This window comes from Bacterioplanes sanyensis (assembly GCF_002237535.1).
GTDB classification, from domain to species: domain Bacteria; phylum Pseudomonadota; class Gammaproteobacteria; order Pseudomonadales; family Oceanobacteraceae; genus Bacterioplanes; species Bacterioplanes sanyensis_A.
In genome coordinates this window covers 2636018-2662499 of sequence record NZ_CP022530.1, presented here as the reverse complement: position 1 = coordinate 2662499, position 26482 = coordinate 2636018, and the positions used below count along the sequence as shown (strand labels likewise).

The 26482-nt window shown below is 54.8% G+C and carries 22 protein-coding genes and 3 tRNA genes; 13 read left to right on the top strand and 12 right to left on the bottom strand.

Annotated features, from left to right (window positions below):
- Positions 1-125: 125 nt before the first annotated feature.
- The gene (gene tgt, locus CHH28_RS12395) at positions 126-1286 is read right to left on the bottom strand and encodes a tRNA guanosine(34) transglycosylase Tgt (RefSeq protein WP_094060601.1); all 1161 of its coding nucleotides are present in this window, start codon (positions 1284-1286) and stop codon (positions 126-128) included.
- Complete coding sequence (gene queA, locus CHH28_RS12390; protein WP_094060600.1) at positions 1276-2331, bottom strand: tRNA preQ1(34) S-adenosylmethionine ribosyltransferase-isomerase QueA; 1056 nt, start codon at positions 2329-2331, stop codon at positions 1276-1278. Before queA ends, tgt begins: the two co-directional genes overlap by 11 nt.
- A 247-nt stretch (positions 2332-2578) precedes the next feature.
- Here queA and CHH28_RS12385 point away from each other — a divergent pair.
- The 11 genes from CHH28_RS12385 to CHH28_RS12335 all read left to right on the top strand — a co-directional run bounded on the left by CHH28_RS12385 (position 2579) and on the right by CHH28_RS12335 (position 11966).
- Positions 2579-2665, top strand: a tRNA-Leu gene (locus tag CHH28_RS12385).
- A gap of 33 nt (positions 2666-2698) precedes the next feature.
- Positions 2699-2785: transfer RNA gene (locus CHH28_RS12380), tRNA-Leu, on the top strand.
- A gap of 40 nt (positions 2786-2825) precedes the next feature.
- Positions 2826-2912: transfer RNA gene (locus tag CHH28_RS12375), tRNA-Leu, on the top strand.
- Positions 2913-3163: 251 nt separating this feature from the next.
- Entirely contained in the window at positions 3164-5440 is a 2277-nt protein-coding gene (locus tag CHH28_RS12370) for a c-type cytochrome (RefSeq protein ID WP_094060599.1), read from the top strand.
- Between the two features lie 9 nt (positions 5441-5449).
- Positions 5450-6802 carry a DUF1501 domain-containing protein gene (locus CHH28_RS12365; protein WP_094060598.1) on the top strand — a complete coding sequence of 451 codons (1353 nt, stop codon included), beginning with the start codon at positions 5450-5452 and terminating at the stop codon, positions 6800-6802.
- 11 nt (positions 6803-6813) lie between these two features.
- Positions 6814-7281, top strand: coding sequence for a TlpA disulfide reductase family protein (locus tag CHH28_RS12360; RefSeq protein ID WP_094060597.1), 468 nt, complete (start codon positions 6814-6816; stop codon positions 7279-7281).
- A 12-nt stretch (positions 7282-7293) separates the two neighbouring features.
- The gene (locus CHH28_RS12355) at positions 7294-7497 is read left to right on the top strand and encodes a DUF4266 domain-containing protein (RefSeq protein ID WP_094060596.1); all 204 of its coding nucleotides are present in this window, start codon (positions 7294-7296) and stop codon (positions 7495-7497) included.
- Positions 7497-8669: a DUF3570 domain-containing protein gene (locus CHH28_RS12350; protein ID WP_094060595.1), complete on the top strand. Its 1173-nt coding sequence runs from the start codon at positions 7497-7499 to the stop codon at positions 8667-8669. The genes CHH28_RS12355 and CHH28_RS12350 overlap by 1 nt, the downstream gene beginning before the upstream one ends.
- 17 nt (positions 8670-8686) lie before the next feature.
- Complete coding sequence (locus CHH28_RS12345) at positions 8687-9559, top strand: FAD:protein FMN transferase (RefSeq protein WP_094060594.1); 873 nt, start codon at positions 8687-8689, stop codon at positions 9557-9559.
- Positions 9560-9616: 57 nt separating this feature from the next.
- Positions 9617-11149 carry an amidase gene (locus CHH28_RS12340; protein WP_094060593.1) on the top strand — a complete coding sequence of 511 codons (1533 nt, stop codon included), beginning with the start codon at positions 9617-9619 and terminating at the stop codon, positions 11147-11149.
- On the top strand, positions 11142-11966 hold the full coding sequence (locus CHH28_RS12335) for an SDR family NAD(P)-dependent oxidoreductase (RefSeq protein WP_094060592.1): 825 nt from the start codon (positions 11142-11144) through the stop codon (positions 11964-11966). Before CHH28_RS12340 ends, CHH28_RS12335 begins: the two co-directional genes overlap by 8 nt.
- 78 nt (positions 11967-12044) lie before the next feature.
- Here CHH28_RS12335 and CHH28_RS12330 read toward each other — a convergent pair whose 3' ends face one another.
- From CHH28_RS12330 to CHH28_RS12285, 10 genes are all read right to left on the bottom strand, one after another.
- Positions 12045-13154 (bottom strand): porin, encoded by a 1110-nt coding sequence (locus CHH28_RS12330; RefSeq protein WP_094060591.1) that lies wholly within the window; start codon positions 13152-13154, stop codon positions 12045-12047.
- A gap of 73 nt (positions 13155-13227) precedes the next feature.
- Positions 13228-14397, bottom strand: coding sequence for a choline ABC transporter ATP-binding protein (choV, locus tag CHH28_RS12325; RefSeq protein WP_094060590.1), 1170 nt, complete (start codon positions 14395-14397; stop codon positions 13228-13230).
- Between the two features lie 2 nt (positions 14398-14399).
- The gene (choW, locus tag CHH28_RS12320) at positions 14400-15230 is read right to left on the bottom strand and encodes a choline ABC transporter permease subunit (protein WP_094060589.1); all 831 of its coding nucleotides are present in this window, start codon (positions 15228-15230) and stop codon (positions 14400-14402) included.
- Positions 15231-15286: 56 nt separating this feature from the next.
- Positions 15287-16177, bottom strand: a complete 891-nt coding sequence (locus CHH28_RS12315) for a choline ABC transporter substrate-binding protein (protein ID WP_233243859.1) — start codon at positions 16175-16177, stop codon at positions 15287-15289.
- A 56-nt stretch (positions 16178-16233) separates the two neighbouring features.
- Positions 16234-17916 (bottom strand): choline dehydrogenase, encoded by a 1683-nt coding sequence (gene betA / locus CHH28_RS12310; protein ID WP_094060587.1) that lies wholly within the window; start codon positions 17914-17916, stop codon positions 16234-16236.
- Positions 17917-17923: 7 nt separating this feature from the next.
- Complete coding sequence (gene betB / locus CHH28_RS12305) at positions 17924-19378, bottom strand: betaine-aldehyde dehydrogenase (protein ID WP_094060586.1); 1455 nt, start codon at positions 19376-19378, stop codon at positions 17924-17926.
- Positions 19369-19983 carry a transcriptional regulator BetI gene (betI, locus tag CHH28_RS12300; RefSeq protein ID WP_094060585.1) on the bottom strand — a complete coding sequence of 205 codons (615 nt, stop codon included), beginning with the start codon at positions 19981-19983 and terminating at the stop codon, positions 19369-19371. The genes betB and betI overlap by 10 nt, the downstream gene beginning before the upstream one ends.
- A gap of 462 nt (positions 19984-20445) precedes the next feature.
- On the bottom strand, positions 20446-21582 hold the full coding sequence (locus tag CHH28_RS12295) for a porin (protein WP_094060584.1): 1137 nt from the start codon (positions 21580-21582) through the stop codon (positions 20446-20448).
- Positions 21583-21712: 130 nt separating this feature from the next.
- Positions 21713-22816 carry a cell division protein ZapE gene (zapE, locus tag CHH28_RS12290; protein ID WP_094060583.1) on the bottom strand — a complete coding sequence of 368 codons (1104 nt, stop codon included), beginning with the start codon at positions 22814-22816 and terminating at the stop codon, positions 21713-21715.
- Positions 22817-22937: 121 nt separating this feature from the next.
- Positions 22938-23573 (bottom strand): alpha/beta hydrolase, encoded by a 636-nt coding sequence (locus tag CHH28_RS12285; protein WP_094060582.1) that lies wholly within the window; start codon positions 23571-23573, stop codon positions 22938-22940.
- A 278-nt stretch (positions 23574-23851) separates the two neighbouring features.
- On the opposite strand from CHH28_RS12285, the gene cysD reads away from it, so the two are divergent.
- Together cysD and cysN are read left to right on the top strand one after the other, a co-directional pair.
- Positions 23852-24760 carry a sulfate adenylyltransferase subunit CysD gene (gene cysD, locus CHH28_RS12280; protein ID WP_094060581.1) on the top strand — a complete coding sequence of 303 codons (909 nt, stop codon included), beginning with the start codon at positions 23852-23854 and terminating at the stop codon, positions 24758-24760.
- Positions 24760-26370 (top strand): sulfate adenylyltransferase subunit CysN, encoded by a 1611-nt coding sequence (cysN, locus tag CHH28_RS12275; RefSeq protein WP_094060580.1) that lies wholly within the window; start codon positions 24760-24762, stop codon positions 26368-26370. Before cysD ends, cysN begins: the two co-directional genes overlap by 1 nt.
- The last annotated feature ends 112 nt before the right edge of the window (positions 26371-26482 follow it).

Here is a 26482-nt window from a genome sequence, read left to right as displayed (position 1 = left end):
TTGGCCTGCGCCACCCTCAGCCAGAGCACTGGCAGAGGCGAATAAGGCTGCAACAGCGAGCAAAAACTTCATTATCTATCTCCCATTAAATGTTTCCAGACGCACAAGCGCTGGTGACTAATTCGTTATTCTGGTGCCTGATCTGGCACGTCCAGCGCTGGCGTTGGCAAGCCGCGTTTGGCATAGAACTCGTCCACAAAGTCGGCAAATGTACCTTCTTCCAATGCACGGCGCAAACCGGCCATCAGGGTCTGGTAATAGTGCAGGTTATGGATGGAATTCAGCGTCGCGCCGAGTATCTCTTTGCAACGATCCAAGTGATGTAAATAAGCCCGACTGTAGTTTTTACAAGTGTAACAATCGCATTCTGGGTCCACAGGCCCGGTATCGGTGCGGTTGGCGGCGTTACGAATCTTCAACACGCCGGTCGAGGTGAACAGGTGCGAGTTGCGTGCGTTGCGAGTTGGCATCACGCAATCGAACATATCGATGCCGCGACGCACGCCTTCCACTAAGTCTTCAGGCTTGCCCACGCCCATCAAATAGCGCGGTTTGTCCGCTGGCATTTTGGGCGCCGTGTGACGCAGTACACGCATCATGTCTGGTTTAGGCTCACCGACACTGAGGCCGCCCACGGCGTAGCCATCAAAACCGATGGCGGTCAGCCCTTCGAGTGACTCGTCGCGCAGTGCTTCGTACATGCCACCTTGAATGATGCCAAACAACGCAGCTGTGCTGTCGCCATGCGCCTCTTTACTGCGCTTGGCCCAGCGCAGCGACATGCGCATGGAATCGGCGGCTTCTTTTTCCGTCGCAGGATACGGTGTGCATTCGTCAAAAATCATCACGATGTCTGAGCCAAGCTCGCGCTGTACCTGCATCGAGCTTTCAGGTGTCATCAACACCTTTTCACCGTTCACCGGTGAGCGAAAGGTCACACCCTCTTCGGTAATTTTGCGCATATCGCCCAAGCTAAATACCTGAAAGCCGCCAGAGTCGGTCAGGATCGGCTTATCCCAGCCGATGAAATCGTGCAGATCACCGTGTTGCTGGATAATCTCGGTGCCGGGTCGCAGCATCAGGTGGAAGGTATTGCCGAGAATAATCTCCGCCCCCAACTCCTCGACTTGATCCGTGGTCACGCCTTTAACCGTGCCGTAGGTGCCCACTGGCATAAAGGCCGGTGTCTGCACATCGCCGCGCGGGAAAGATAAGGTGCCACGGCGCGCAAAGCTGCTGTCGTCTTGCCCTAACAGGGTGAAATTCATATGACATTTACGCGTCATGGTCGGCTCCTTGGCTGGGCGTGTGCGGGTGAGAAAGAAACATAGCGTCGCCATAGCTAAAGAAGCGATAGCGCTGCTGTACCGCCTGGCGATAGGCGTTCAGGGTATTTTCCTGGCCCGAGAATGCCGACACCAGCATGATCAATGTGGACTCCGGCAAATGGAAGTTGGTGATCACCGCATCAACACTGCGGAATTGATAACCGGGGTAAATGAAGATATCGCTGTCGCCATAAAACGGCGCGATATCACCGCTTTGACTGGCGCTTTCTAGGCTGCGAATGGAGGTCGTACCCACCGCCACCACACGATGGCCAGCCGCTCGGGTGGCTTGCACCGCAGCCACCACCTCATCACTGACCTCAATGTACTCGGCGTGCATTTGATGGTCAGCAATGTTCTCCACTTTGACCGGTTGAAACGTACCAGCACCGACGTGCAGCGTCACGTAAGCGAAACGAACGCCGCGTTCGCGCAGTCGCGCCAGCAATGGCTCATCAAAATGCAAGCCAGCTGTCGGGGCTGCCACCGCTCCGGGTTTTTCTGCATAAACGGTTTGATAGCGCTCACGGTCCAGCTGGTTGTCCTCGCGCTCCATGTAATGCGGCAGAGGAATATGTCCCACCTCGTCCAACAGCTCCAGTACCGGCCGCTGCATCATAAAACGCAAGCGAAACAGACTGCCTTCGCGGCCCAACACTTCTGCACGCTCACCGCCCAAAGTAATGATTTGGCCGGCTTTAGGCGAGCGCGACGAGCGTACATGGGCCAGCACCTCTTGCTCTGGCAGTATGCGCTCGATCAGCGCTTCCAGCTTGCCGCCACTGTCTTTTTCACCAAACAACCGCGCCGGAATCACCCGCGTGTTGTTGAACACTAACAGATCGCCCGGCTCGAGCAGTTGCTCGATATCGGTGAATTGACGGTGTTGCAGTTGACCGTCGCGGCCATCGAGACACAGCAGACGAGAAGCGCTGCGCTCAGACATAGGCTCACTGGCGATCAGCTCATTCGGTAACTCAAAGCTAAAGTCGCTGGTTTTCATCAAATTTCCTTCGCAAACGGCGAAACAGGCCGAATCGGATGCCAACTCGGGGTCGGCGCTACAAACGCCGCAAGGCTACCTGAGCCCGTGCACCTTGTTAAGAGTGGCCGACACAAATGCCACAGAGCAGCACGTTTCTTTACCCATGCGAGCGGTTAAGTTGCTGTAACTACAGGAATTTCTTAAAAAAAGTTTGACAGCAAAATTTTCGACGGTAATATACGCGGCCATCAAGCGATGCCGTGATGCCAGAGTGGCGAAATTGGTAGACGCAGGGGATTCAAAATCCCCCGCCTTAACGGGTGTGCCGGTTCGAGTCCGGCCTCTGGTACCATTACAGGCAGCTTGATATGACCGGCAACGGTAAGCCCAGGTGGTGGAATTGGTAGACACGCTGTGTTCAGGTCGCAGTGAGCTTACGCTCGTGAGAGTTCGAGTCTCTCCCTGGGCACCATTAAACAGCCTTGTTTGATGGTGCAATAAAAAATGGTGCCGCCGAAGTGGTGGAATTGGTAGACACGCTGTGTTCAGGTCGCAGTGAGCTTACGCTCGTGAGAGTTCGAGTCTCTCCTTCGGCACCATAAATATCCTTCCTCGCTATTTTCAAACTTTCCTCTTTATACCCGGCTTTTTCGCTGGATCGCTGCTATTTCTTCGTCCGACTTATCAACTGATATGGCCGACATGTGTGCCAGTGCCCATTTTGAACGTCAACACCCTGCCACCACCGATCGTCTGTCCGAACACTAAGTCCATCACAGTTGCTCCATACTGAATTTGCTAAGGTCCGATCCATAACAAGGCCATAAGGCCAATTGCTTGGAGAGACGACATGAACAGCGTACGCCTGTTCGCTGCCCTGCTGGCCTTGCTACTGAGCGCCTGCAACAGCGACTATTCCGGCGATGTTGGCGGCAATTCTGCTGGCAGCGATGGCCACCAATACAATCCCGCCAACCCGGAAGGCAAACGACTCTACGACCAAATGTGCGCCAGTTGTCATGGCGTCAATGGTAATGGCAGCAGTGCTGGCAGCTCCCTCGTCGGCTGTGCCACTTGTACCTCCGTCGGCGTGCTTGCCGATGAAATCGCACGCACCATGCCGATTGCCAATGTCGACGCCTGCATCGACGACTGCGCCACCAATACCGCTGAGTACATATTGTTTGCCTTTAACGGCCGCAGCAGCAGTCAACTGGCCAGTGAGATAGCCGATGCCGACAACGAAAGCGCCATCGCCACCCTGCGCCGTGCCACTTTGACGCTGGCCGGCCGCCTGCCGAGCGCGCAAGAAGAAGCACACGTCGCCCAACGCGGTGACAGCGGTATTGGTGACATTCTCGATGCCGTGATGCAAGAAGAGGCGTTTTATCAACGTTTAATGGAGTTGTTCAACGAGCAGTTCCTGACCGACAAGTACCTCAGTCGCAACCTCAACGAAGGCGGCGTTAACTTGCTCGACAGCGACGACTACCCCAACCGCAAGTGGTACAACGATCGCTATGCCGGCGACGACAACAAAGATCTGCGCAACTGTGTGCGCAACATCACCAACGATGCGGTGGCACGCGAAGGACTGCAGCTGATTCGACATGCCGCGCAGAACAAACTGCCGCATACCTTGTTTGTTAACGCCGACTACATGATGGTCAATTGGTACAGCCAGCAAGTCTATGACGCCGAAGTCATCGGCCGCGCGGACTTTCGCCAATTGCCGGAGCCTGTGTGTGAAGGCAATGGCCAAGCGGTGCACTTTGACCCAACCGACTTTCGCCCCGCGCGCATCGTAAACCCAACGGAATATGAAATCGGCGGCATTCCGCATGCGGGCATTTTGACCTCCGCCATGTTCCTGAATCGTTACCCCACCACACAAACCAATCGCAATCGCCATCGCGCTTACAAGGTGTTCGATTATTTCCTCGATACCGACATCTTGCGTATCGAAGGTGAGCGCCCGGGAGATGGCATTGGCGAAGAAAAAGCCAACCCAACCCTGCTCGACCCAGCCTGTTACGCCTGTCACCAGGTCATGGACCCAGTGTCTTCTGCCTTCCAACACTGGACCGACCGTGGCCGTTATATCGTGACCGGCAACAGCTCACGCAACCGCTGGGACAGCTCGGATATTGAACCGGCTGGCCTGGGCGGGAAAACTCTGCCGCTGTCCGGTGCCGATGGCTATTTCCGCAATATGTTGCAATGGCTGGGGCAAGAAATCGCCAACGACCCGCGCTTTGTGCGCGCCACCGTACGCACCTTGTACAAAGGACTGATCGGCCAGGAGCCACTGCGAACCCCCAATGATGGCGCCAGCAGCACAGACATCGCCGCCTTTAACGAGCAGCGCGCAGTACTCAATCAGATTGGCCAGGCCATGGTCAGCGATGGCTGGCGCATTAAAACCGCCGTCAAGGGCATCATTTTAAGCCCCTATTTCCGCGCCAGCAGCAGCGCTGCACCAGAGCGGCACAAACAGCTGGGGGCGCAACAATTCCTTAGCCCGGAGCAGCTGCAGCGCAAGTTAAACACCACACTGGGCTTTGGCTGGGATGAGCTGCGACATGAGAACAACCGCATCATGCTCGGTGGCATGGACTCAGACAGTGTGATTGAGCGAATTCGCGAGCCTAGCGGCCTGATGATCGCCATTCAGCAGCGTATGGCCACGGAAATGGCGTGTCGCGCAACGGCGCTGGACTTTACCCGCTCACAGCGCCTGCTGTTCCCGCAGGCACAACTAGGCGACGATGGCAGCGACGACGCCTCTCGCCAGCGCATTATCGATACCCTCAAACACCTGCACTGGCGTTTATTGGGTGAACAACTGCAAGACAATAGCGAAGAGCTGCAGGCCAGCCTGGCGTTGTATCAGCAGATCCAAAGCAACGGCCAAGCACTGCTGGCCGATGCTGAGCAGTACGACCCTAAGCCATCGTCCTGGCTGCAATGGGAATGTCGCGGGCGCTGGCAGTGGCAGCCTGATGGCCGCCGCGGTGAGGAGCTCAGCGAAGAGCAACGCCTGGAAAAAGACGACAGCTACAGCCTGCACGCCTGGCAAGCCGTACTGACGTACTTATTGTCTGACTATCGCTTTATTTACGAGTAGGAGCCGGCCATGCAACGACGCCATTTTTTACAGCTGCTGGCCGCCACCGGCTTGGTTGGACATTTGCCACTGACCAGCCGCACCGCCAGTGCCGCCGAACTCGACCGCTTTTTGGTGGTAGTGAACGCTGCCGGCGGTTGGGACCCTACTTCATTGTGCGATCCCAAGGGTCTGAACCGCGCTTACCAGGAAAACAGTGATCGCCACGAAGGCTCGACCAACTCCGTTGCCATCGACCCGGCAAAGCGCTATGGAGACATTCGCTGGAGCGCCATTCCCGACAGCGTCTCCAACGACGTGACGGTTCGCAATCGCATCAACGACCAGTTTGACCGTTTTTTCACCCGCTACGGCGATCGCCTGCGTGTTATCAACGGCATTGATACCGGTACCAACAACCACGATACCGGCAACCGAGTCGTCTGGTCCGGCCAGTTGGATGAAGGCTACCCCAGCTTGGCAGCGCTGTTTGCCGCTGCCAGCGGCCCACAGCTGCCCATGGCTTACATCAGCAATGGTGGCTATGACTTCACCGACTCATTGGTGGCCCGAGCGCGCGCCAGCAGTGCCGGTTTCGTCAATCAGATTGCTGACCCGAACCATTACCACGATGACAAAGGCTTTTTGTATCGCAGCCACAACCGCAGCGTTGACCATTACGCCATGGTGGCCACCGCGCAGCAGCAACGCCTGCAGCGTCAACAGCAGCAAGCGGCTTTGCCGCTGACCCGGCGCCAACTGGGGCAACTGTTTACCGTGCGCAGCAGCGACAACAACCTAGAGCAACTGACGGTACATTTGGATGATATTCGCGCCAATGTGAACCGCGATCAAAACTGGCACCAAAACCGCGCTAACAGCCTAAAAAGCCAGGCCGAGGTGGTGGTGGCGGCCTTTCGCAGCCAACTGGCGGCCAGCGCCAACCTCAGCACCGGCGGCTTTGACACCCACGGCAACCACGATGGCGCCGCATACCCGAGGCTCGGTGATTTGCTCGAAGGGGTGCACTTTTTAATGCAGGCACTGGAGTTTGCAGGCCTAGCAGACCGCACCACAGTAGTAGTTGGCTCGGACTTTGGCCGCACCCCCTATTACAACTCCGGTAACGGCAAAGACCATTGGCCAGTCACCAGCATGCTGGTACTGGACTCGCGTCTCAACGGCGGCCAAGTATTTGGCGAGACCAGCAGTGACTTCCGCTCCCTCGCCCTAAACCCGCGCAGCGGGCGCGCCGACAGCGGTGGTCGCATCCTGACACCGGCTCATGTCAATGCAGCATTGCGTGACTTTATAGGCATCGGCGATCATGCTCAGCTGAACCCCTACCCACTTACACACGACGGCTTCCGTCTGTTCAGCTAGGAGACAGCGTTATGCGCTACGCATTATTGGTATTACTGATGGTAATCAGCCCTGCTTGGGCGGAGCAAGCCGCGCCCGATTTTACCCTGCCGAACCTCAATGGCGATGGGCAGGTCAGCTTGCAGCAGTACCGAGGCAAAGTGGTGTATGTCGACTTTTGGGCATCCTGGTGTGGGCCCTGCCGCAAGTCCCTGCCACTGCTGAACGAGTTGCGTAACGAGTTGCAGGCCCAAGGGTTTGAGGTATTGGCCATCAATCTCGACGACGATGCTGGTGATGGCCTGCGTTTTCTCGAGCGCTACCCAGTGGACTACCCTACCCTGCACGACAACAACGGCGACACACCGCAACGCTACGGCGTACGCGGTATGCCGACCTCGTATTTGATCGACCGCCAAGGGCAACTGGTCGCCGTACATGAAGGATTTAAGCCATCCGATATGGAAAAGATCCGCAAAAAGATTCTCGATCAACTGTAAAAGGGGCTGCTCATGCGCATCCTGATACCGCTGTTAGTTCTGCTCGCCACCGGCTGTGCGCAGGTGCAACCCTGGGAGCGCGGCTATTTGTCCGAGGACGTTATGGCCTGGGAAGTCGACCCGATGAAGAGCAGCCTCGACCGTCATATTTATTTCAGTAAAGAAGGCTCATCCGGCGGCGGCCAAGCGGCCGGCGGCGGCTGTGGATGTAATTGATGAAAAAAACCTTGTCAGCCGTCACTGCCTTGTCGGCCGCCTTGCCCGTGACCAGCCATGGCGCAGCGCAGCCAACAGACACCGTTACCGACTACCGCTACAGCCAATACCGTGAAGAAGATGCCCCCGCCAGCCGGGTATTTGCCGGTGATACTGAGCGCTACAGCATCGATGTCCACCAGCTGCGCCATGCACGCCCGCTGGGCGAAGCCTGGTACGTCAGCGGCAACTTTCAATACGAAACTTTGTCTGGTGCTTCGCCTTGGAAAACCTACAAGAACAGCACAGGGCAAAGCGTACTAATTATGAGTGGTGCCAGCGGTAAAGGCATCGACGATACCCGCATCGATCTGAGTGGCACAGCCAAACGCTACTTTGACGATGCCACGCTCGGCGGGCAGCTGGGCATGTCGACGGAAAATGACTACCAATCGGTTTTTGTCGGCGCCGATGGCAGCTTGGAGCTGTACGACAAACACACCACGCTCAACATGGCATTCACCACCTCCTTTGATCAATTGTCGCCCACCGATGCCAAGCAATTTGGAGGCAACCGACTGCGCGCAGACGGCCGCAGCAAGCGCACCACCTCGCTCTACCACGGCGTCAGTCAAGTGATCGACGCTCGCCGCGTGGCCAATATCGGTATCGGTTACACCCACCACACCGGCTTTCTGTCAGACCCCTATAAGCTCGACGATGAGCGGCCAGATGAGCGCGACCAGTTCACCCTCGGCGGTCAATATCGTCAGCATTTTGATATCTGGGGCGGCGCTGCAGCGCACCTGGACTATCGCCTGTACAGTGACGATTGGGGCATCAGCTCGCATACCATCACCACACGCTGGTCACAGGCTTGGCAAATGGGGCACTGGCGCTATCAAGTCACTCCTATGCTGCGCTACTACCGTCAAACCGAGGCTGATTTTTACAGCCTCGAAGAGCTGCCCGATGTGGGTGAGTACGCCAGCTCAGATGCGCGGCTTTCCAGCTTCGGCGCCATTACCGTGGGCTTGAACCAACAACTGAGCTGGCAGCAATGGCGCATCACCCTAGACTGGCAAAGTTACCAATCCGACGAAGAGCTGACCTTACTGCAAACCACCGATGATGAAACACCAGGCTTGGTCGACTTTAACGTTTGGAGCTTAGGTCTTAGCTATCGCCATTGATGACACACGGAGTCGCGATGCATCGCTATCGGTTTTCTGCCATGGCCTCCCCTTGTGAAATCATCTTGACGGGGGACGAGCAACACTGCCTCGCCGCCTCTGAAGCAGCGGCGGCTGAAGTGCATCGTATTGAAGCCAAATACAGCCGCTATCGCGACAACAGCGAGCTCAGCCGCATCAATCGGCAGGCTGGCAGTGCTACCGAGATCGACGACGAAACCTACCAGCTACTGCACTACGCGTCGGTGGCCTGGCAACAGTCCGATGGTGTGTTCGACATTAGCGCAGGCATCTTGCGCCAGGCGTGGGACTTTACCCGCCAGCAGATACCAGACAGCAGGCAGCTGGCGCCGCTGCTTTCACGCATCGGCTGGGGGCAGGCCCAGCTGAATCAGCAACAGATACTGATGCCCGCTGGCATGGAAATCGACTTGGGTGGTTTAGGTAAGGAATACGCCGCCGATAAAGCAGCCCAAGTGTGCCGCGAGCACGGCTTTCGCACTGGCGTCGTCGATCTTGGCGGCGACCTGCATGTACTTGGCCCTAAAAATGAGGAGCCATGGCAAATTGGTGTGCGCCACCCCAGAAAGCCCGATCATGCGTTTGCACAACTGCCGGTGTACCAAGGCGGAATGGCATCAAGCGGAGATTATGAACGCTACTTCGAATACCAAGGTCGGCGTTTTTGCCATTTACTCAACCCACACACAGGCATGCCGGTAGATCATTGGGCGTCGATATCCGTGCTGGCGCCCAGCTGCCTATTAGCCGGCACTCTATCGACCATCGCCATGCTCAAGCAAGCACAAGGACTCAGCTGGCTGCAACAACAAGGCGTCCATTTTTTGGCCATTCGACCGGATTTATCCCACCACTTGCATAACGGCTGACGCGGCGCAGACAACTCGCTAGGATAGGCAACAAAATAACAATGGACAGGCATCACCATGTCGATCAGCGAATCCCCTACACGCACGTCACTGGCCAGCGAATATCAACAACAGGACGCTTTAGGCCTGGCGGAACTGGTACGCCGAGGCGACGTCAGCGCCAATGAACTGCTAGAGCACGCCATCAAGCTAGCAGAGCGACTCAATCCGGCCATCAATGCCATCATCACCCCGTTGTATGACCATGCGCGCGCGCAGATTGCACAAGGGCTGCCACAGGGTCCTTTTACTGGCGTACCATTCTTGATGAAAGACTTGATCAGCGAGCTGGCAGGCACACCAATAAGCAGCGGCAGCAATGCCCTGCGGCAATACACGTCCAGCAACGACAGCGAACTGACGCGACGCTACAAAAACACCGGCGTGGTCATCTTTGGCAAAACCAACACCCCAGAGTTTGGCTTAATGGGCGTTACCGAGCCGAAAGCCTTTGGCCCGGCTCGCAACCCCTGGAATACCGAACATACGCCCGGCGGCTCCAGCGGTGGCTCCGCCGCCGCCATTGCCGCTGGCATCGTTCCCATGGCCTCTGGTGGCGACGGTGGCGGCTCTATACGCATTCCAGCCGCCTGCTGTGGTTTATTTGGCCTAAAGCCCAGCCGTGGCCGTACACCGACCGGGCCGTATTACAGCGAGCTGTGGGACGGCGCTGCGGTTGAGCATGTGCTAACGCGCAGCGTCCGCGACAGCGCCGCCATGCTCGACGCCATCGCCGGGCCAGACAGCGCCAGCCCTTACCCGCTTGAGGTGCGTAATGATTTTCTTGCCACCAGCCAGCAAACCGTGCGACCGCTTAAAATAGGCGTCAGCACCCGCTCTTTTGTCGGCCGCCCAGTGGCTGCAGAAGCGGTCAAGGCGGTGGAGCACAGCGTCGAGCTGCTGCAACAGCTCGGGCATCAGGTGGACGAAGTGGATTTGCAACTCGACGGCGAAGCGCTGGCCGATGCGTATTTAACCATGTACTTTGGCCACGTCGCTGCGGATCTGGACTATGTGGCACAGCTGCTATCCAGTCGCCCCAGCAACCTGGATGTGGAGCTCACCACACGCACCATTGGCATGCTGGGCAAGCGCATCAGTGCCGGAGAGTTCGTCAGCGCCAAGCGACGCTGGAACCAGTTTGCACAAAGCATGGCGCTATTTCACCAACGCTACGATCTGCTGCTGACCCCCACTCTGGGCGATGAGCCAGTAGCGCTCGGAGCATTTGAACCGCCGCTGCTGGAGCGCATCGGTATGCATATCATTAACGGGCTGGGTCTGCACACGCTGCTGCTCAAGTCTGGCATGGTGAAAGCCATGGCCATGGATAACTTAGAAAAGCTACCCTTCACTCAGCTGGCCAACTTAACCGGCGCGCCGGCCATGTCGGTACCTTTGTACTGGACAGCCAATGGTTTGCCTCTTGGGGTGCAGTTTATGGCACCCATGGGTGATGAAGGCACGCTGTTGCAGCTGGCAACGCAGCTAGAACAAGCTCAGCCCTGGCTTCAACGTCGCCCCCAGTTACAGGAACATCAACATGGATGACACCAAAATCGCACTGATCACCGGCTGCTCCAGCGGCATCGGCAAAGCGCTGATGCAGGAATTTTTGCACAACCACATCAAGGTCTACGCCGGTGTGCGTAATGTGCATTCACTGCAAGACAGCGAACACCAGGTGCTGACGCCCATCGCGTTGGATGTCACCAAAGAAGACGACATTGCACGCTGCGCCGAGGAAATTAGCCGCCGCCACGGCAAGCTCGACTATCTGATAAACAATGCCGGCTTTGCTGCCATGGGCCCGCTAATGGAGTTATCGACGGAGCAACTAGAGAGACAATTCCACACCAACGTCTATGCGCCCGTCCGACTAACACAAGCGCTGTTGCCGAGTTTAAAAGCCGCTAATAACGCCAAAGTCATTAACATCGGTTCGGTAAGCGGCATATTAACAACGCCGTTTTCCGGCGCTTATTGCGCGAGCAAAGCTGCTCTGCACTCAGTGAGCGATGCACTGCGACTGGAGCTTGCGCCGTGGAATATTCGCGTGATTACCGTGCAGCCCGGTGCAATAGAGTCCAGTTTTGGCGACAATTCGTTAGCCAGCCTGGACGGTCTCATTGACGACGAATCTGAATACGCTGCATTCAAGCCGCAGATAGAAGCCAGGGCCACGGCATCGCAGCAGAATCCGACCTCCACTACAGCATTCGCTCGCCAGCTTACGGCACAGTTGTTAAGTCAGCCCAGCGATGTGATTCGCTTAGGCAGTGGCAGCTGGATACTGCCTTGGATGCAGCGTTGGTTACCCACGCCAATCCGGGACGGCATTCTTGGGAAGAAATTTGGCTTAAAATAACGGCTATAAAATTAATTAAACCTGATAAAAAAACACCCGCCTAAGCGGGTGTTTTTTTATCGCTAATCGACGAATCGATTAGAAGCCCTGACGGAAAGATACCAGAGCGATCATGGCGTCGCCTTCCAGTGCATCGGTATCAGAGCTGTAAGTTACTTGCTCCAATTCCAGACGGACGTGGCTGCTATCAGACGTGCTGTAGATGATTTGAGCGAACAGGTTGCTGTCCAGCTGCTGAGCGTTATCATCGTCGTCAGAACCAGCACCGAAACCGGCGTGGAAGTGAACGTTCTCAGTCAGCTGGTAGTCACCACCAACCACCCAAGAGTTACGCTCGCTGTTCTCGTCCAGGTCACGATCCAACAACTGGTAGTTGAAGCCCAGGTTGAAGCCATCCATTACAGCGTAGCGCGCACCCAGAGACATAACTGATGGTGCAGTCAAATCGCCTTCGAAGTCTTCTGCTTCAGACACCATGGAAGTCTGGTATGCACCAGTGATTGCCAGCGCGCCCAGGTTAACCTCTGCACCAGCTGTCATACCAGTGATCCCGGCGACGTTAGCGGTTTGCTCATCTCCCTCAGGACCGAACTTACGGTTGTCTTCTGCGATGTGCGCAGCAACAGTGGCAGTGAAGGTATCGCCGCTAAACGCACCGCCACCGAAGGTGTATGAAATGGTGCTGTTGGTGCGGAATGTACAAGACATTGAACCCGGCATTGCACAGGTAGTGTAGTAGTATGCACCAAAGCCATGTACTTCACTGATCTGAGCGTTGAAGCCACCGTACTGGGTCAAATAGTTGTCCTGAGCACCCACTTTCAACATGTGTGGGCCTTTGGCAATACTCAACCATGCGTGGCGAGTGCCAGGTGCTTTGCCATTGGTCAGCGAGTCGATACGCATTTCATACTGGTAAGCCAGTGTCAGGCCGGAGTCCAGTTTCTCACTGCCTTTAACACCCAGGCGAGAGTTATTACCGTTGGTCATGGAGAAGTCGCGATCATCAGAGTTACCAACGGTCGCTTGCATGCCTTCAAACAGGTCACTACCAACACCGTCTTCGTCTGAATAATACTCAACACCCAAGTCGATACGACCGTACAAGTCGACACTTGGCGCGGCCATAGCACTGCCTGCGAATGCAAAACCTGCTACTGCCAGTGCGAGGGATGATTTCTTGAACATAGTCTTTCCTTCCTCTCTCTTAGTTTAAAGAGCTCATCTGAGCCATGCTTACGCATTCTTATATATGCCAGACTTACGCCGCGTCTGACGTCAGGCGACCCAACATGGTGTGATACAGTTGTTGTTCTCCAATCACACCGGTTATTTCGCCGTTTTCCTTAACCATCACAGCATGCCCTGTCTTTAAGCAGATTTCCATTACCTGCCGTACAGGAAGATGCCCTGGCACTGCGAATGGCTGTTGTTCCAGTTTTTCAATATCCATATTCGGGTCAAAATCCTGCACTTGGCTGGACTTGTCGCCATGAAAAATAGACCTACAATCCGCAGACAACCAGTAGTCTTGGTCATTACGCAAAGAATATCCAGTTTCAGATGCAACTATTTCTTTCAAAGGTTGCATTATCGATGCAGCTTTAAGCACATTTAGTGGATTGGTATGGGCCACAAAGCTCTGAACGTACTCATTGGCCGGATTCAATACGATATCTTCCGGTCGACCGTGCTGTACAATTTCTGCATCTTTCATGATCGCAATGTGAGTGCCCAACTTTAATGCTTCATCCAGATCGTGACTGACGAAGATGATAGTTTTTTTAAGGCGTTCTTGCAGTTGCAATAATTCGTCCTGAAGTTGGTTACGAATCAGCGGATCCAGCGCAGAAAAAGGCTCGTCCATCAGCAAGATTTCTGACTCAGTCGCCAACGCGCGCGCCAAACCCACCCGCTGCTGCATGCCGCCTGACAAGCTCGCGGGTTTGTGATCAGCCCATTCAGCCAGCCCGACCAGCTCCAATTGCTGCTGTACGCGACGCTTAATCTCCTCTTTTTCCAGCCCTTGCAGCTCTAATGGCATGGCGACGTTTTGTGCCACCGTCAGCCAAGGCATCAAAGCAAACTTCTGGAATACCATGGAAATGGTTTGGCGGCGAATATCGCGCTGCTGCTGCGATGATGCCTGCACAAAGTCGACCCACTCGCCATCGACCTGAATCTCAACGCTACCACGCGTCACCGGATTGAGGCCATTGACGCAGCGCAGCAAACTGGACTTGCCTGAGCCAGACAACCCCATCAACACGCAGATCTCGCCCTTCTCCACTTCCAGATTGACCTGACGCACACCCACCACCAAACCGGTTTCATTGCGGATTTGCTCGCGGTCTTTGCCAGCGTCGATCAGTGGTAATGCTGGCTGTGGTTTGTCACCAAACACAACGTCCAAAGATTTAATTCGGATCATAATCAGGCCTCCTGAGGACGTGGTTTACACAGTCGATCCAATAAAATAGCCATCAATACAATGGCCAGGCCGGCTTCAAAACCGCTGGCAATATCCACGGTATTCAAAGCACGCACCACCGGCTTACCTAAGCCATCAGCGCCGACCAACGCAGCAATCACTACCATAGAGAGGGACAGCATGATGCACTGCGTAATGCCCGCACCAATGCTGGCGGCGGCGGCAGGCAGCTCGATGCGCCATAACAGCTGTTGGCGGGTGGCACCGAAGCTTTCACCGGCTTCCAGCATTTCTTTTGGCACTTCGGAAATACCCAAGTAAGTCAGACGCACGGGGGCAGCAATAGCAAAAACAATGGTCGAGATTAATCCCGGCACCACACCTAAGCCAAACAAGGTGAGTGTCGGAATCAAGTACACAAATGGCGGCACGGTTTGCATCAAATCCAACACCGGACGCAAAACGTTGTAAAAACGCGGATTATGAGCCGCGTAAATACCTAACGGCACACCAATCAACACACACAGCACCGTGGCGTAAATCACCAGAGATAAGGTTTCCATGGTGTCTTGCCAATAACCAAGATTCCATATCAACAGCAACGAGACGGCAGTAAACATACTCAGCGCCACGGAACGCTGCCGCCAGAACGCAAAGGCTGTGGTCAGGACAATAAAAACAGCGGGGTGAATCCAAGCTAGGGCATCGGTTGAGCTAACCAAGATCCATTCTAAGGTTTCGGCAACGATGTCAAAAAACCCGGAGGCATTGTCGATCAGCCAATCAAAGAACAGCTCAATGTAATCGCCGAGCGGCAGTTTATAATCATTCATAAGATATGACCGACCCTGTTACCAGGGCCGGAGAGTTGTGAGAATAATGGGGAAAATCAATCTAAAGCAGCGACAGCTGCTGTCAGAGCAGGTTGACCATCACGGGTGTTGACCCCTTCCAGCCAGGTATTCAAGACTTCAGTGTTGTTGGACAGCCACTCACGCGCCGCTTGATGTGGTTTTTTGTCATCGTCCAAGATCGCGCCCATGACTTCATTTTCCATTTCCAGCGTGAAGGTCATATTGGTCAACAAGCGACCGACATTCGGGCAAGCATCGACGTAGTTCTGACGTGTATTGGTGTACACACTGGCGCCGCCCAGGTTAGGACCAAAGAACTCGTCGCCACCTTCCAGGTAGGCCAACTCAAAGTTGCTGTTCATTGGGTGTGGTTCCCAGCCCAAGAACACGATCCATTTGTCGCGGCGAGTATTGCGTTTCACCTGCGACAACATGCCCGCCTCACTCGATTCCTTGACTTCAAAATCTTTCAAACCAAAGGCATTTTGGTCGATCATTTGCTGAATCAAACGGTTGCCATCATTGCCTGGCTCGATGCCGTAAATCTTATTGTCAAATTTGTCGGCATTTTTTGCGATGTCAGCAAAGGTTTTAACCCCAGCATCGTAGACGTATTTCGGCACCGCCAAAGTGTATTTTGCGCCTTCCAGGTTTTTCACCACGGTATCCACCGTGCCAGCTTCACGATACTTGGCGATATCGCCTTCCATGGTCGGCATCCAGTTGCCGAGGAACACATCGATGTCGTTGTTTTCCAGCGACTTATACGTCACCGGCACCGACAACATTTGCGTTTCCGTGCTGTAGCCGATGGATTCCAATACCACCGACGCCAGTGCGGTGGTGGCGGTGATGTCGGTCCAGCCGACATCAGAAAAGCGGACCGTGCTGCATTGCTCTGGCTCAGCCTGGGCTGCCATCGGCATTAAGATAGCGGCGCTGAGTACTAGTGACTTCATTTTCATGCTGTTGCTACTCCTTCTCAGTGTTCAAAAACTCTGCTTGGGGATTGGTTCCGTTGCTTATTTTTCCAGTCAGCTTCCATGCCAACTTCCGCCCGGCTAGGGGCCAGAGGATTACGGTTTTGAATCAAATCGGCGGCGCGCTCCGCCACCATGATGGTGGGCGCGTTTAAATTGCCGTTGGGAATGGTTGGGAAAATGGATGAGTCGACCACACGCAAGCCGTTCATGCCGCGCACGCGTGTCTCATGATCGACCACGGCCATGTCATCGTTCCCCATTTTGTTGCTGCACGAGGGGTGATACGCGCTTTCAACATTGGCGCGCACAAACGCATCGATTTCATCATTGCTGCGCACTTGCTCACCGGGCTGAATCTCACCATCACGATATGCATCCATGGCCGGCTGATTGATGATTTCACGCGTTAAACGCACACAATCGCGGAACCCCTCACGATCTTGTTCGGTTTGCAGATAATTAAACAAAATCGATGGATGGTCGTTAGGGTCAGCGCTCAAGGCGTGGATACGACCACGACTGCTGGGCTTGTTGTGACCAATGTGTACCTGAAAACCATGGCCATCAAACGCCGCACGGCCGTCGTAACGCATCGCTGCAGGCAGAAAATGATACTGCAAATCTGGCCATTCAACACCGGCTTTGGAGCGAATAAAACCACAAGATTCAAAGTGATTGGTCGCGCCCAAGCCCTGACGGGTAAAGATCCAGCGGCTGCCGATCAGGAATTTGCGCCACAGGCTTAACTCGCCATTTAAGGTGATGGGCTGCTTGCAGCGGAACTGGAAATAAAACTCCAAATGATCCTGCAGGTTTTCGCCCACCCCCGGCAACTCATGCTGCACCGGAATGCCTGCGCTGCTGAGCACATCGGCATTGCCGATGCCGGACAATTGCAAAATATGCGGTGAACCGACCGAGCCGGCCGACAATACCACTTCTTTACGGGCTTTCACGTCGACCACACTGCCGCGACGGCGATAGCGCACGCCAACCGCCGTTTTGCCATCCAGCAAGACCTTATCAACTTGGGCATGCGTGACGACAGTCAGGTTGCTGCGCTTCATCGCCGGGCGCAAATAGGCGTTGGCTGTCGACCAGCGCAAGCCTTTGTGCACGGTCATGTGCATGGCGCCAAAGCCTTCTTGCTGCTTACCGTTGTAGTCTTGGGTGAAAGGATAACCGGCCTCTTTGCCCGCCTCGATAAAGGCTTTATACAAAGGGTTTTGCATATTGTTGCCGTTATTAACACCCAGCGGGCCGCTGTCGCCGCGGTAGTTATCGGCGCCAAAGGCCCAGTTTTCGGCCTTACGAAAATACGGCAAACAGTGCGCGTAATCCCAATCGTGGGCGCCATGCTCTGCCCATTCGTCAAAATCGCGTGCATGGCCCCGGACATACACCATGCCATTGATCGACGATGAGCCGCCCAGCACCTTGCCGCGGGGGCAATGCATGCGGCGATTGTCCAAGTACGGCTCTGGATCTGTGTGGTACTGCCAGGCGTACTTTTTAGTGTTCATTGGAATCGACAGGGCCGTTGGCATTTGAATAAAAATGCTGCGGTCGCTGCCGCCGGTCTCAATCAACAGTACTTGATTGTCCGGATTTTCAGTCAAGCGATTGGCCAGCACGCACCCGGCTGAGCCAGCGCCGACAATGATGTAATCGTAGGTTGCCATAATGACCTCAGAACGGACTTTCTAGTGGCTGCATGCCAACGTACACGGCTTTCACCTGCGTGTACTGTTGCAACGTCAGCATGCCATTTTCGCGACCGATGCCAGACTGCTTGTAGCCACCCACGGGCATTTCTGCAGGTGATGCACCGAAGCTGTTGATCCAGCAAATGCCTGCTTCGATCTGATGAATCACACGGTGGGCGCGGCGAATGTTCTGGGTAAAGACCCCAGCTGCCAGCCCTAAGTGGGTGTTATTGGCGCGGCGAATCACGTCGTCTTCATCGTTGAACGTCAGCACCGACATCACCGGGCCAAAAATTTCTTCGCGCACAATGGTCATGTCGTCATCGCAATCGACAAAGACGGTGGGCTCAACGAAATACCCTTGGCTCGCGCTGTCAGGCTGCAGTGCGTTACCGCCAGTGAGGACGGTGGCGCCCTCCTCTTTGCCTTTAGCGATGTAATCCAATACCAAACGGTGATGCTTGGCGGAAATCAGCGCGCCAAAGTTCACCTCAGGATCCATTGGATCACCGGCAATGATGTTGTCTTCCGTGCGCTGTTTCAGGCGCTTGAGGAACTCATCTTTGATTTGCTCATGCACAAAGACCCGTGTGCCGTTGGTGCAGATCTCGCCCTGAGTGTAAAAGTTGCCCAACATGGCCGCGGAGACGGCATCGTCCACATCGGCATCGTCAAATACGATCAACGGCGATTTGCCGCCCAGCTCCATGGTGACTTCTTTTAAAGTGCTGGCCGCCGCCTGCATCACCTTTTTACCCGTGCCCACTTCGCCAGTGAACGACACCTTGGCGATGTCTGGGTGATGCGTCAGCCACTGACCGACCTCTGCTGCGCCGTGCACAACATTAAAGACACCGGCGGGCATGCCCACTTCGATAAAGATCTCGGCCAACTTCACCGCACCGTGCGGAGTTTCTTCCGATGGTTTGAAAATCATCACGTTGCCACACGCCAGCGCCGGTGCGGACTTCCAACAGGCGATCTGCAATGGGTAATTCCAGGCGCCGATGCCCGCACAAATGCCCAGTGGCTCGCGCCGGGTGTAATAAAAATCGCCGCCCAAGTCTTGCTGATTGCCTTCAATGGCAGGTGCAAGGCCGGCGAAGAATTCGATCGAATCCGCCCCAGTGACCACATCCACCACTGAGGCTTCTTGCCATGGTTTACCAGTATCCAGCACTTCGATGCGCGCTAACTCATCATTGCGTTCGCGCAGCAGCGCCACCGCTTTGTGTAGGATGCGGCTGCGCTCCATGGCCGGCATCGCCGCCCACTCGGCAAATCCTTTGTGTGCACTTTCAATGGCCGCCTGGCGAATGTGCTCGTCGGCCACTTCGACTTGGTAAATGACTTCGGCCGTGGCCGGGTTCACCACCTCAAAAGTCTCTCCGGAGGCATTGTTCATGGCCTGGCCATGGATAAAGTTCGTTAGACGCATTGGTGATTTACTCCACACACAATAATGTCGATGTAGTCTTTGCACAGCCGTTCGGCTTCGGCGAAAGCATGTTCGGAATCGTGGCTCAGCACACTGCGCAGCCACATGCCATCAATCAATGCAGCCATGGTGGCTGCGGCATCCCGCGCTTGTTGCTCGTCGTCAATCATCTGGCGCAGCGAGTACAGCAGATTACTGTACAGGCGCCGGGCGTTCACTACCTGCAAACGAGCCAATTGCGGGTCATGTACGGCCTTCGCCCAAAACGACAGCCAGGTAACGGTGGTCGAGGAAGAACGTTGAAAACCGGTAAAGTTGGTTTCAACAATCATGCGCAAGCGCTCGCGCGGCTCAACGCACTGACGCTTGGCCTCGCGCAGTTGCGCCAATAAGCCTTGCTTCAACTGCTCCAGCATGTGGCGAATGGCGGCTTCGATCACGCCCTGCTTACCACCGAAATAATGACTGATGATGCCGGACGACATACCCGCATGACGACTGATAGTGCCGATGGTCGTGCCTTGAAGTCCATTGTCCTCAATCGACTTCAGGGTCGCTTCGATCAGCTGTTTACGGCGTATGGGTTCGATTCCGACTTTAGGCATTTTTCTTTGATTGAACGTTCAATTAACTTCAGTCTAATGTTTAGGCCTGTATCGATCAACCCCCTTTTTGACCCGATGCAAACATCGCCAAGCCGCCTACAGGCTTGATAAAACGGCACTCCAGAGCCAAACAAGCGATATAAACCCGGCAATGTTTCGCATAGATGTCTATTTGATGACAGCGCTCAAACGGCTCTTCACAACGTCGTCGTCGCGGTATTTGGAGGAGTGATTGAAAGGTGATGCAATGGCTTGGGAGGACGCACAGAGCCAGTTCTAAAGCATTAGACCAAAGAGGCAAGACGGGTTTTATTTTGAGGGCGATTGAGTTGCAAAGAGAGCGGCACATGGGCAAGCCTGACTGACCAAACCGGCCAAACCGGCCAAACCGGCCAAGCCAAGCTGCTCAAGCCAAGCAGTAAAACAGAGTGGCGACGCAGAGCGCCGCCAAGGGGATATGAATCAGAATGCCTGACGCATGCTGAACAAACCAACGGTCATATCGCCGTTGTCTTCGTAGCTGACTTGCTCAAACTCGAAGCGCAGATGACGGCTACCCGACAGCTCGTATTGCACCATGCCAAAGACATTTTGCTCCAACTGCAGCTGTGCATCGTCGTCGTCGCTGCCCATACCATAGCCGAGATGCAGGCTTAGATCTGGGTTGAGCTGATATTGAGCCGACACAGTGTACGACTGGCGGCCACTGTCTTTGCCTTCATCACGATCCGCCGCACGGTAGGCAAAGCCAAAGTCCAAGGCATCCGAGGCTTTGACCTTCGCACCCAGGCTGTAAATCGACGGCGCTGCCAGTTCGATATTCATCTCCTTGGCCTCGTCGCTTTCTTTGACGATGGACTGAATGTAGGCGCCATTGACCGTGACGGGGCCAAACGTCGCTGCCGCTGCCACAGTAGTTGCGGTCACGCCACTGTCGTTCAACGGTGTTTTGGCTCCGCTGCCGGTATAGTTGCCATCGCCATCAAGGCCGCGATCATCTTCATTGACGTGCAGGGCCACGGTGGCGGTAAAAGGGCTGTCACTGAAGGCACCATCGCCATAGGTGTAGGATACGGTGGCGTCATTGCGGTAACCGTATTGCGTGGAGCCAACCATCAAATTGGTAATGTAGAAATAGGAGCCGACGCCGTGCACTTCCGCGCGATGGGTATTCCAACCGCTGTAGGCGAAAAATGGCGACCATTGGGCGCCCACTTTAAAGTGGTGATCACCTTTGGACAAACCAAGCCAACCTAAACGCATGCGAAAAGCAGCGCCGCCATCTTCAAGCACGTTGGCACGCAGCTCCATGCGATATTGCCCAACCCAACCGTCTTCCAGTGCTTCTTCGCCTTTTAAACCCAGACGCGATTGCGAGCCATTGGTCAGCGAGAAGTCTTTGCCGTCGGTATTCGCGACCGGGGCATCAGAGCCTGGGTACAACACCCGGCCAGACTCGTCGACAATATTTAAATCCGATGACTCGGAATATGACTCGATGCCAATGTCCACCCAGCCATATAAGGTAGGGGCCGCGGTAGCGGACATGGACGCAGCAGATACAGCAACGGCTAACGCCAGAGGTGCAGGACGGAACATAAGATCTCCTTCTGAATTATTGTATACCGGGCCTGGCTCCTGTGGCCGACCCGGCTGGGCAGCAAACTACCCACTAACTCAGTTGGAGCCAAGTTATTCCAGCGACAATTACTACTGATAGGAGCAAAAATTAATCAGCGCGATGTTCACGCGCCAAATATTCATGCGACTGCATTTCCAACATACGCGAAGTGGTGCGTTGAAATTCGAACTCCAACTTACCCTGGCCATAAATGTCTGGAATCGCGGCTTCCGCCGACATAATGACCTTCACCCCACGATCATAAAACTCATCGATCAAGTTGATAAACCGACGCGCCAGATCGTCGTTTTTTGACCCCATCACCGGCACATTAGAAATGATAATAGCGTGGAATAATTTACCCAGCTCAATGTAATCATTTTGCGAGCGTGGACCGTCACACAAGGCATTAAACTCAAACCAAGCGACGTCATCACAGACTTCAATGGCCGGAATGGAACGCCCTAAAATCTCGACTTTTTCGCCTTTGCAGCTGTGGCGTGCATCGGGTACTAGGCTATCAAAGCTGCGCTGCAGTGAGGCGGTTGCGCCAGCATCGAGTGGATGATGGTACAGCTCAGCTTGCTCCAGGGTACGCAGACGGTAATCGACGCCGCTGTCCACATTTACTACATCGGTAAATTCGTTTAACAACTTGATCGCCGGGATAAACCGGTCACGCTGCAGACCGTCTTTATACAGACCGTCGGGCACGATGTTGGAGGTCGCCACCAAGGTGACTCCGCGGTCGAACAACTCTTGCATCAAGCCGCCAAGAATCATCGCATCGCCAATATCCGAGACAAAAAACTCGTCGAAGCAAATAACCAGCGCTTCGTCTGCGATACGATCGGCCACTATGGTCAGCGGATTTTTCTCACCAGACAGCTCGGTCAACTGTTGATGCACACGCTGCATAAAGCGATGAAAATGCGTGCGCATTTTGCGCTCAAACGGCAAAGCGTCGTAGAAGGTATCGACCAGATAGGTTTTGCCGCGGCCAACGCCCCCCCAAAAGTACAACCCCTGCTGAGGACGACGAGGTTTGTTACGCCAGCGCCCCACCAGTTTGAACAACACGCCTTGATTGGCTGCCGCCTGCTCCGCCGCGACCAAATCATCGTACAGACGCTGCAAATGCTTAACCGCCATTTCCTGCGCAGGATCGTAGGAAAAGTCGTCACGTTGCAAGTCAGCCTGATACAGTTCCATGGGCGTGGACACAGGGATACTCCTAGCAAGAATGGAAAAAGGGGCCGCAATTTAGCCAACCCCCCTGCAAAGTGCAAATGGACATTCGCTCTGTCTCAGTACGGTGCCCGGTTTGACAAGTTTATCCCGCCAGCAACTGCTCGATATCACGCTTGGCACTGGCTTGCAGATCCGCCAGCCGCCCGTGAAAGAAATGGCCACCCTGCTCAAACACTTCCCAGTGCGGCTGCGGCACCACGCGTGCAACCCAATCGTCCACCTCGTCAAACGGCACCACTTCATCGGCGTCGCCCATATAGACGTGGGTGTCAAACTGCTGCGGCAATGTCGATGGCGCATCAAAGTGGTGCACTGCCGGGGCAATCAGGAACAAGCCATCAATATCATCCGCAGCTGCGGCCGCTGCCAAACAAGCCATGCCAGCGCCAAACGAAAAGCCCCCTAGCAACAAGCGTGACCAGCCCAGCTCGCCTTTGGCGTGGCGAATGGCCGCCAATACGTCCTGCTGCTCGCCGTCACCGTGATCATGCTCACCTTGGCTGGCACCCACACCACGAAAGTTAAAGCGCAAAGTCGACAACCCCAGACGCGCTGCCGAACGCGTCATGCTGGTCACCACCTTGTTGTTCATGGTGCCATCAAACAGCGGATGCGGATGGCACATCAACAGCCCAGCATCGGCGTCCGCCTGCAACCAACGCCCTTCCAATTGCAGCCCATGCTGGCCTTCTATCCAGATTTCTTGTTCGCTCGCCATACGACCTCAACGATGTCACTTGCGCGCCGCCAAATGCCCAAACGCTGGCGGACAACGCCTATATGTATATAGCCAAATGTTATCAGCACCACCTTCTTATATACCAGGCAACTTGATATATTGCCGCCAGATATATTAGGGAACCTCTGAATCCATCGGCGTCGTGCGCACACTGTGCCGCCAGCGCCGACATGCTGCCATCAATTCATCGGCCACCATGCCGCCGGCGCCAGATGCAGAGTTTTCTCCAGCGATTTCCACCTTCGGAACCGACAAACATGACCGACTACAATCTGACGCACCTCAAGCAGCTGGAAGCGGAAAGCATACACATCATCCGCGAAGTCGCTGCTGAGTTCGACAACCCGGTGATGCTGTACTCTATCGGCAAGGATTCATCGGTAATGCTGCATCTTGCCCGCAAAGCATTTTACCCCGGCAAGCCGCCATTCCCACTATTGCACGTCGACACCACGTGGAAATTTCGTGAAATGATCGAGTTCCGTGACCGCACTGCCAAAGAACTGGGCATGGAACTGCTGGTACACATCAACCAAGAAGGCGTTGAGCAAGGCATCAACCCGTTTGACCACGGCTCCTCCAAGCACACCGACATTATGAAAACCCAGTCGCTCAAACAAGCGCTGGATAAGTACGGTTTCGACGCTGCATTTGGCGGTGCTCGCCGCGATGAAGAAAAGTCCCGCGCGAAAGAGCGTGTGTATTCATTCCGCGACAACAAGCACCGCTGGGATCCCAAAAACCAGCGTCCGGAGTTGTGGGAAATTTACAACGGCAAAGTGAATAAAGGCGAGAGCATTCGCGTCTTTCCACTGTCCAACTGGACCGAGCTTGACATCTGGCAGTACATCTATTTAGAGCAAATTCCAATCGTGCCACTGTACTACGCTGCCAAGCGCCCCGTGGTCGAGCGCAACGGTATGCTGACCATGGTCGATGATGAACGCATGCCGTTAGCCGACGGTGAAGTGCCAGAAATGCGCTCGGTACGTTTCCGCACACTCGGGTGTTACCCGTTAACCGGTGCGGTGGAGTCCGAAGCCGACACCTTGCCCGATATTATTCAGGAAATGCTGCTGACGACGACATCAGAGCGTCAAGGTCGCGCCATTGACCACGACTCATCCGGGTCGATGGAGAAAAAGAAACAAGAGGGTTACTTCTGATGTCACACCAATCTGATTTGATCGCTGCCGACATTCTTGAGTATCTAAAGCAGCACGAAAACAAAGAATTATTGCGCTTTCTGACCTGTGGCAACGTCGACGACGGCAAATCCACCTTGATCGGTCGCTTGCTGCACGATTCGAAAATGATTTACGAAGATCAGTTGGCCGCCATCGAAAAAGACAGCGCCAAAGTCGGCACTACCGGTGAAAAAATCGACCTGGCATTGCTGGTAGACGGTTTGCAAGCCGAGCGCGAGCAAGGCATTACCATTGATGTCGCCTACCGCTATTTCAGCACCGCTAAGCGCAAATTTATCATTGCCGACACCCCAGGACACGAGCAGTACACGCGCAACATGGCGACCGGTGCGTCTACCTGTCAGCTGGCCATCATTTTGATCGACGCGCGTTACGGCGTACAAACGCAGACCAAACGTCACAGTTTTATTGCATCGCTGCTGGGCATTAAGCACGTGGTCGTGGCGGTCAATAAAATGGATTTAATGGAGTTTAGCGAACAGCGCTTCAACGAAATCCGTGACGAGTATCTGCAGTTTGCCGAAAAACTGCGTCTGCAAGACATTCGCTGTGTGCCGATTTCAGCACTGGATGGCGACAATGTGGTTGAGCGCAGCGAGCGCTCCAGCTGGTATCAGGGCCAAACCCTGATGGAAATTCTGGAAACCGTTGAGGTGGCTGAAGACAAAAACCTCAGCAATTTCCGCTTGCCGGTTCAATACGTCAATCGCCCCAACCTGGATTTTCGCGGCTTTTGCGGCACCATCGCTGCCGGCACCGTGCGCCCTGGCGACACCGTCATGGCCTTGCCATCGCAAAAAACCAGCAAGGTCGAAAGCATCGTTACTTTTGACGGTGAATTAATCGAAGGGTTTGCCGGCCAAGCGGTCACCCTGACGCTGGAAGATGAAATCGACATCAGCCGCGGTGACATCATCGTTAAGCCAGACGATCAGCCGATGGTTGGCCAGCGATTAAATGCCGACGTGGTGTGGATGACTGAAAACCCATTAGTGCCAGGGCGTCCATACGATATTAAGTTTGCATCCAGCAGCACATCTGGCAGCTTCAGCCGTATCCATCATTTGGTGGACGTCAACACCATGGAGCAAAGCCAAGCACAGCAAGTTCAGCTCAACGAAATTGCGTTGGTTGAATTAACCCTGGATAAAGCCGTCCCGTTTGACTGCTACAGCAAAATACCCGGTACCGGTGCATTTATCGTTATCGACCGTCTGAGCAACGTCACTATTGGCGCCGGCATGGTGGTTGGTGATGCACACGGTGGCAGCGACTCACTGACGCCAGTCAGCGCCGACGATAAAGCCAAACGCTTTAATCAGCGCCCGGCCATTGTCGCCATTAACGCTGCAGACCCAATGGCCATTGCGCAGCAATTGGATCGTCGTCTTTTTGAGATGGGACGCGTGGCCGCCATTGCCACCGCCGAGCAGGCTGCGGTATTAAAAGCCGCGGGATTGGTCGCCTTAGTCGCTGGTGGCGCGGATGGCGCCGACATCAGCCTAGCAGCGGACCAAGAGCCGCTCGATAGCTTAATTGCTGACTTGCAAGAGCAAGGCATTATTTAATGTCACCGTGCAGCCAATGATCCACTGGATCTTTGGCTGCACGCGTAGTAACTAACTATGTAGAATTAACCTGTCGATCTACGGGCCTTTTTCGTGCGGATTTGCGCGCACT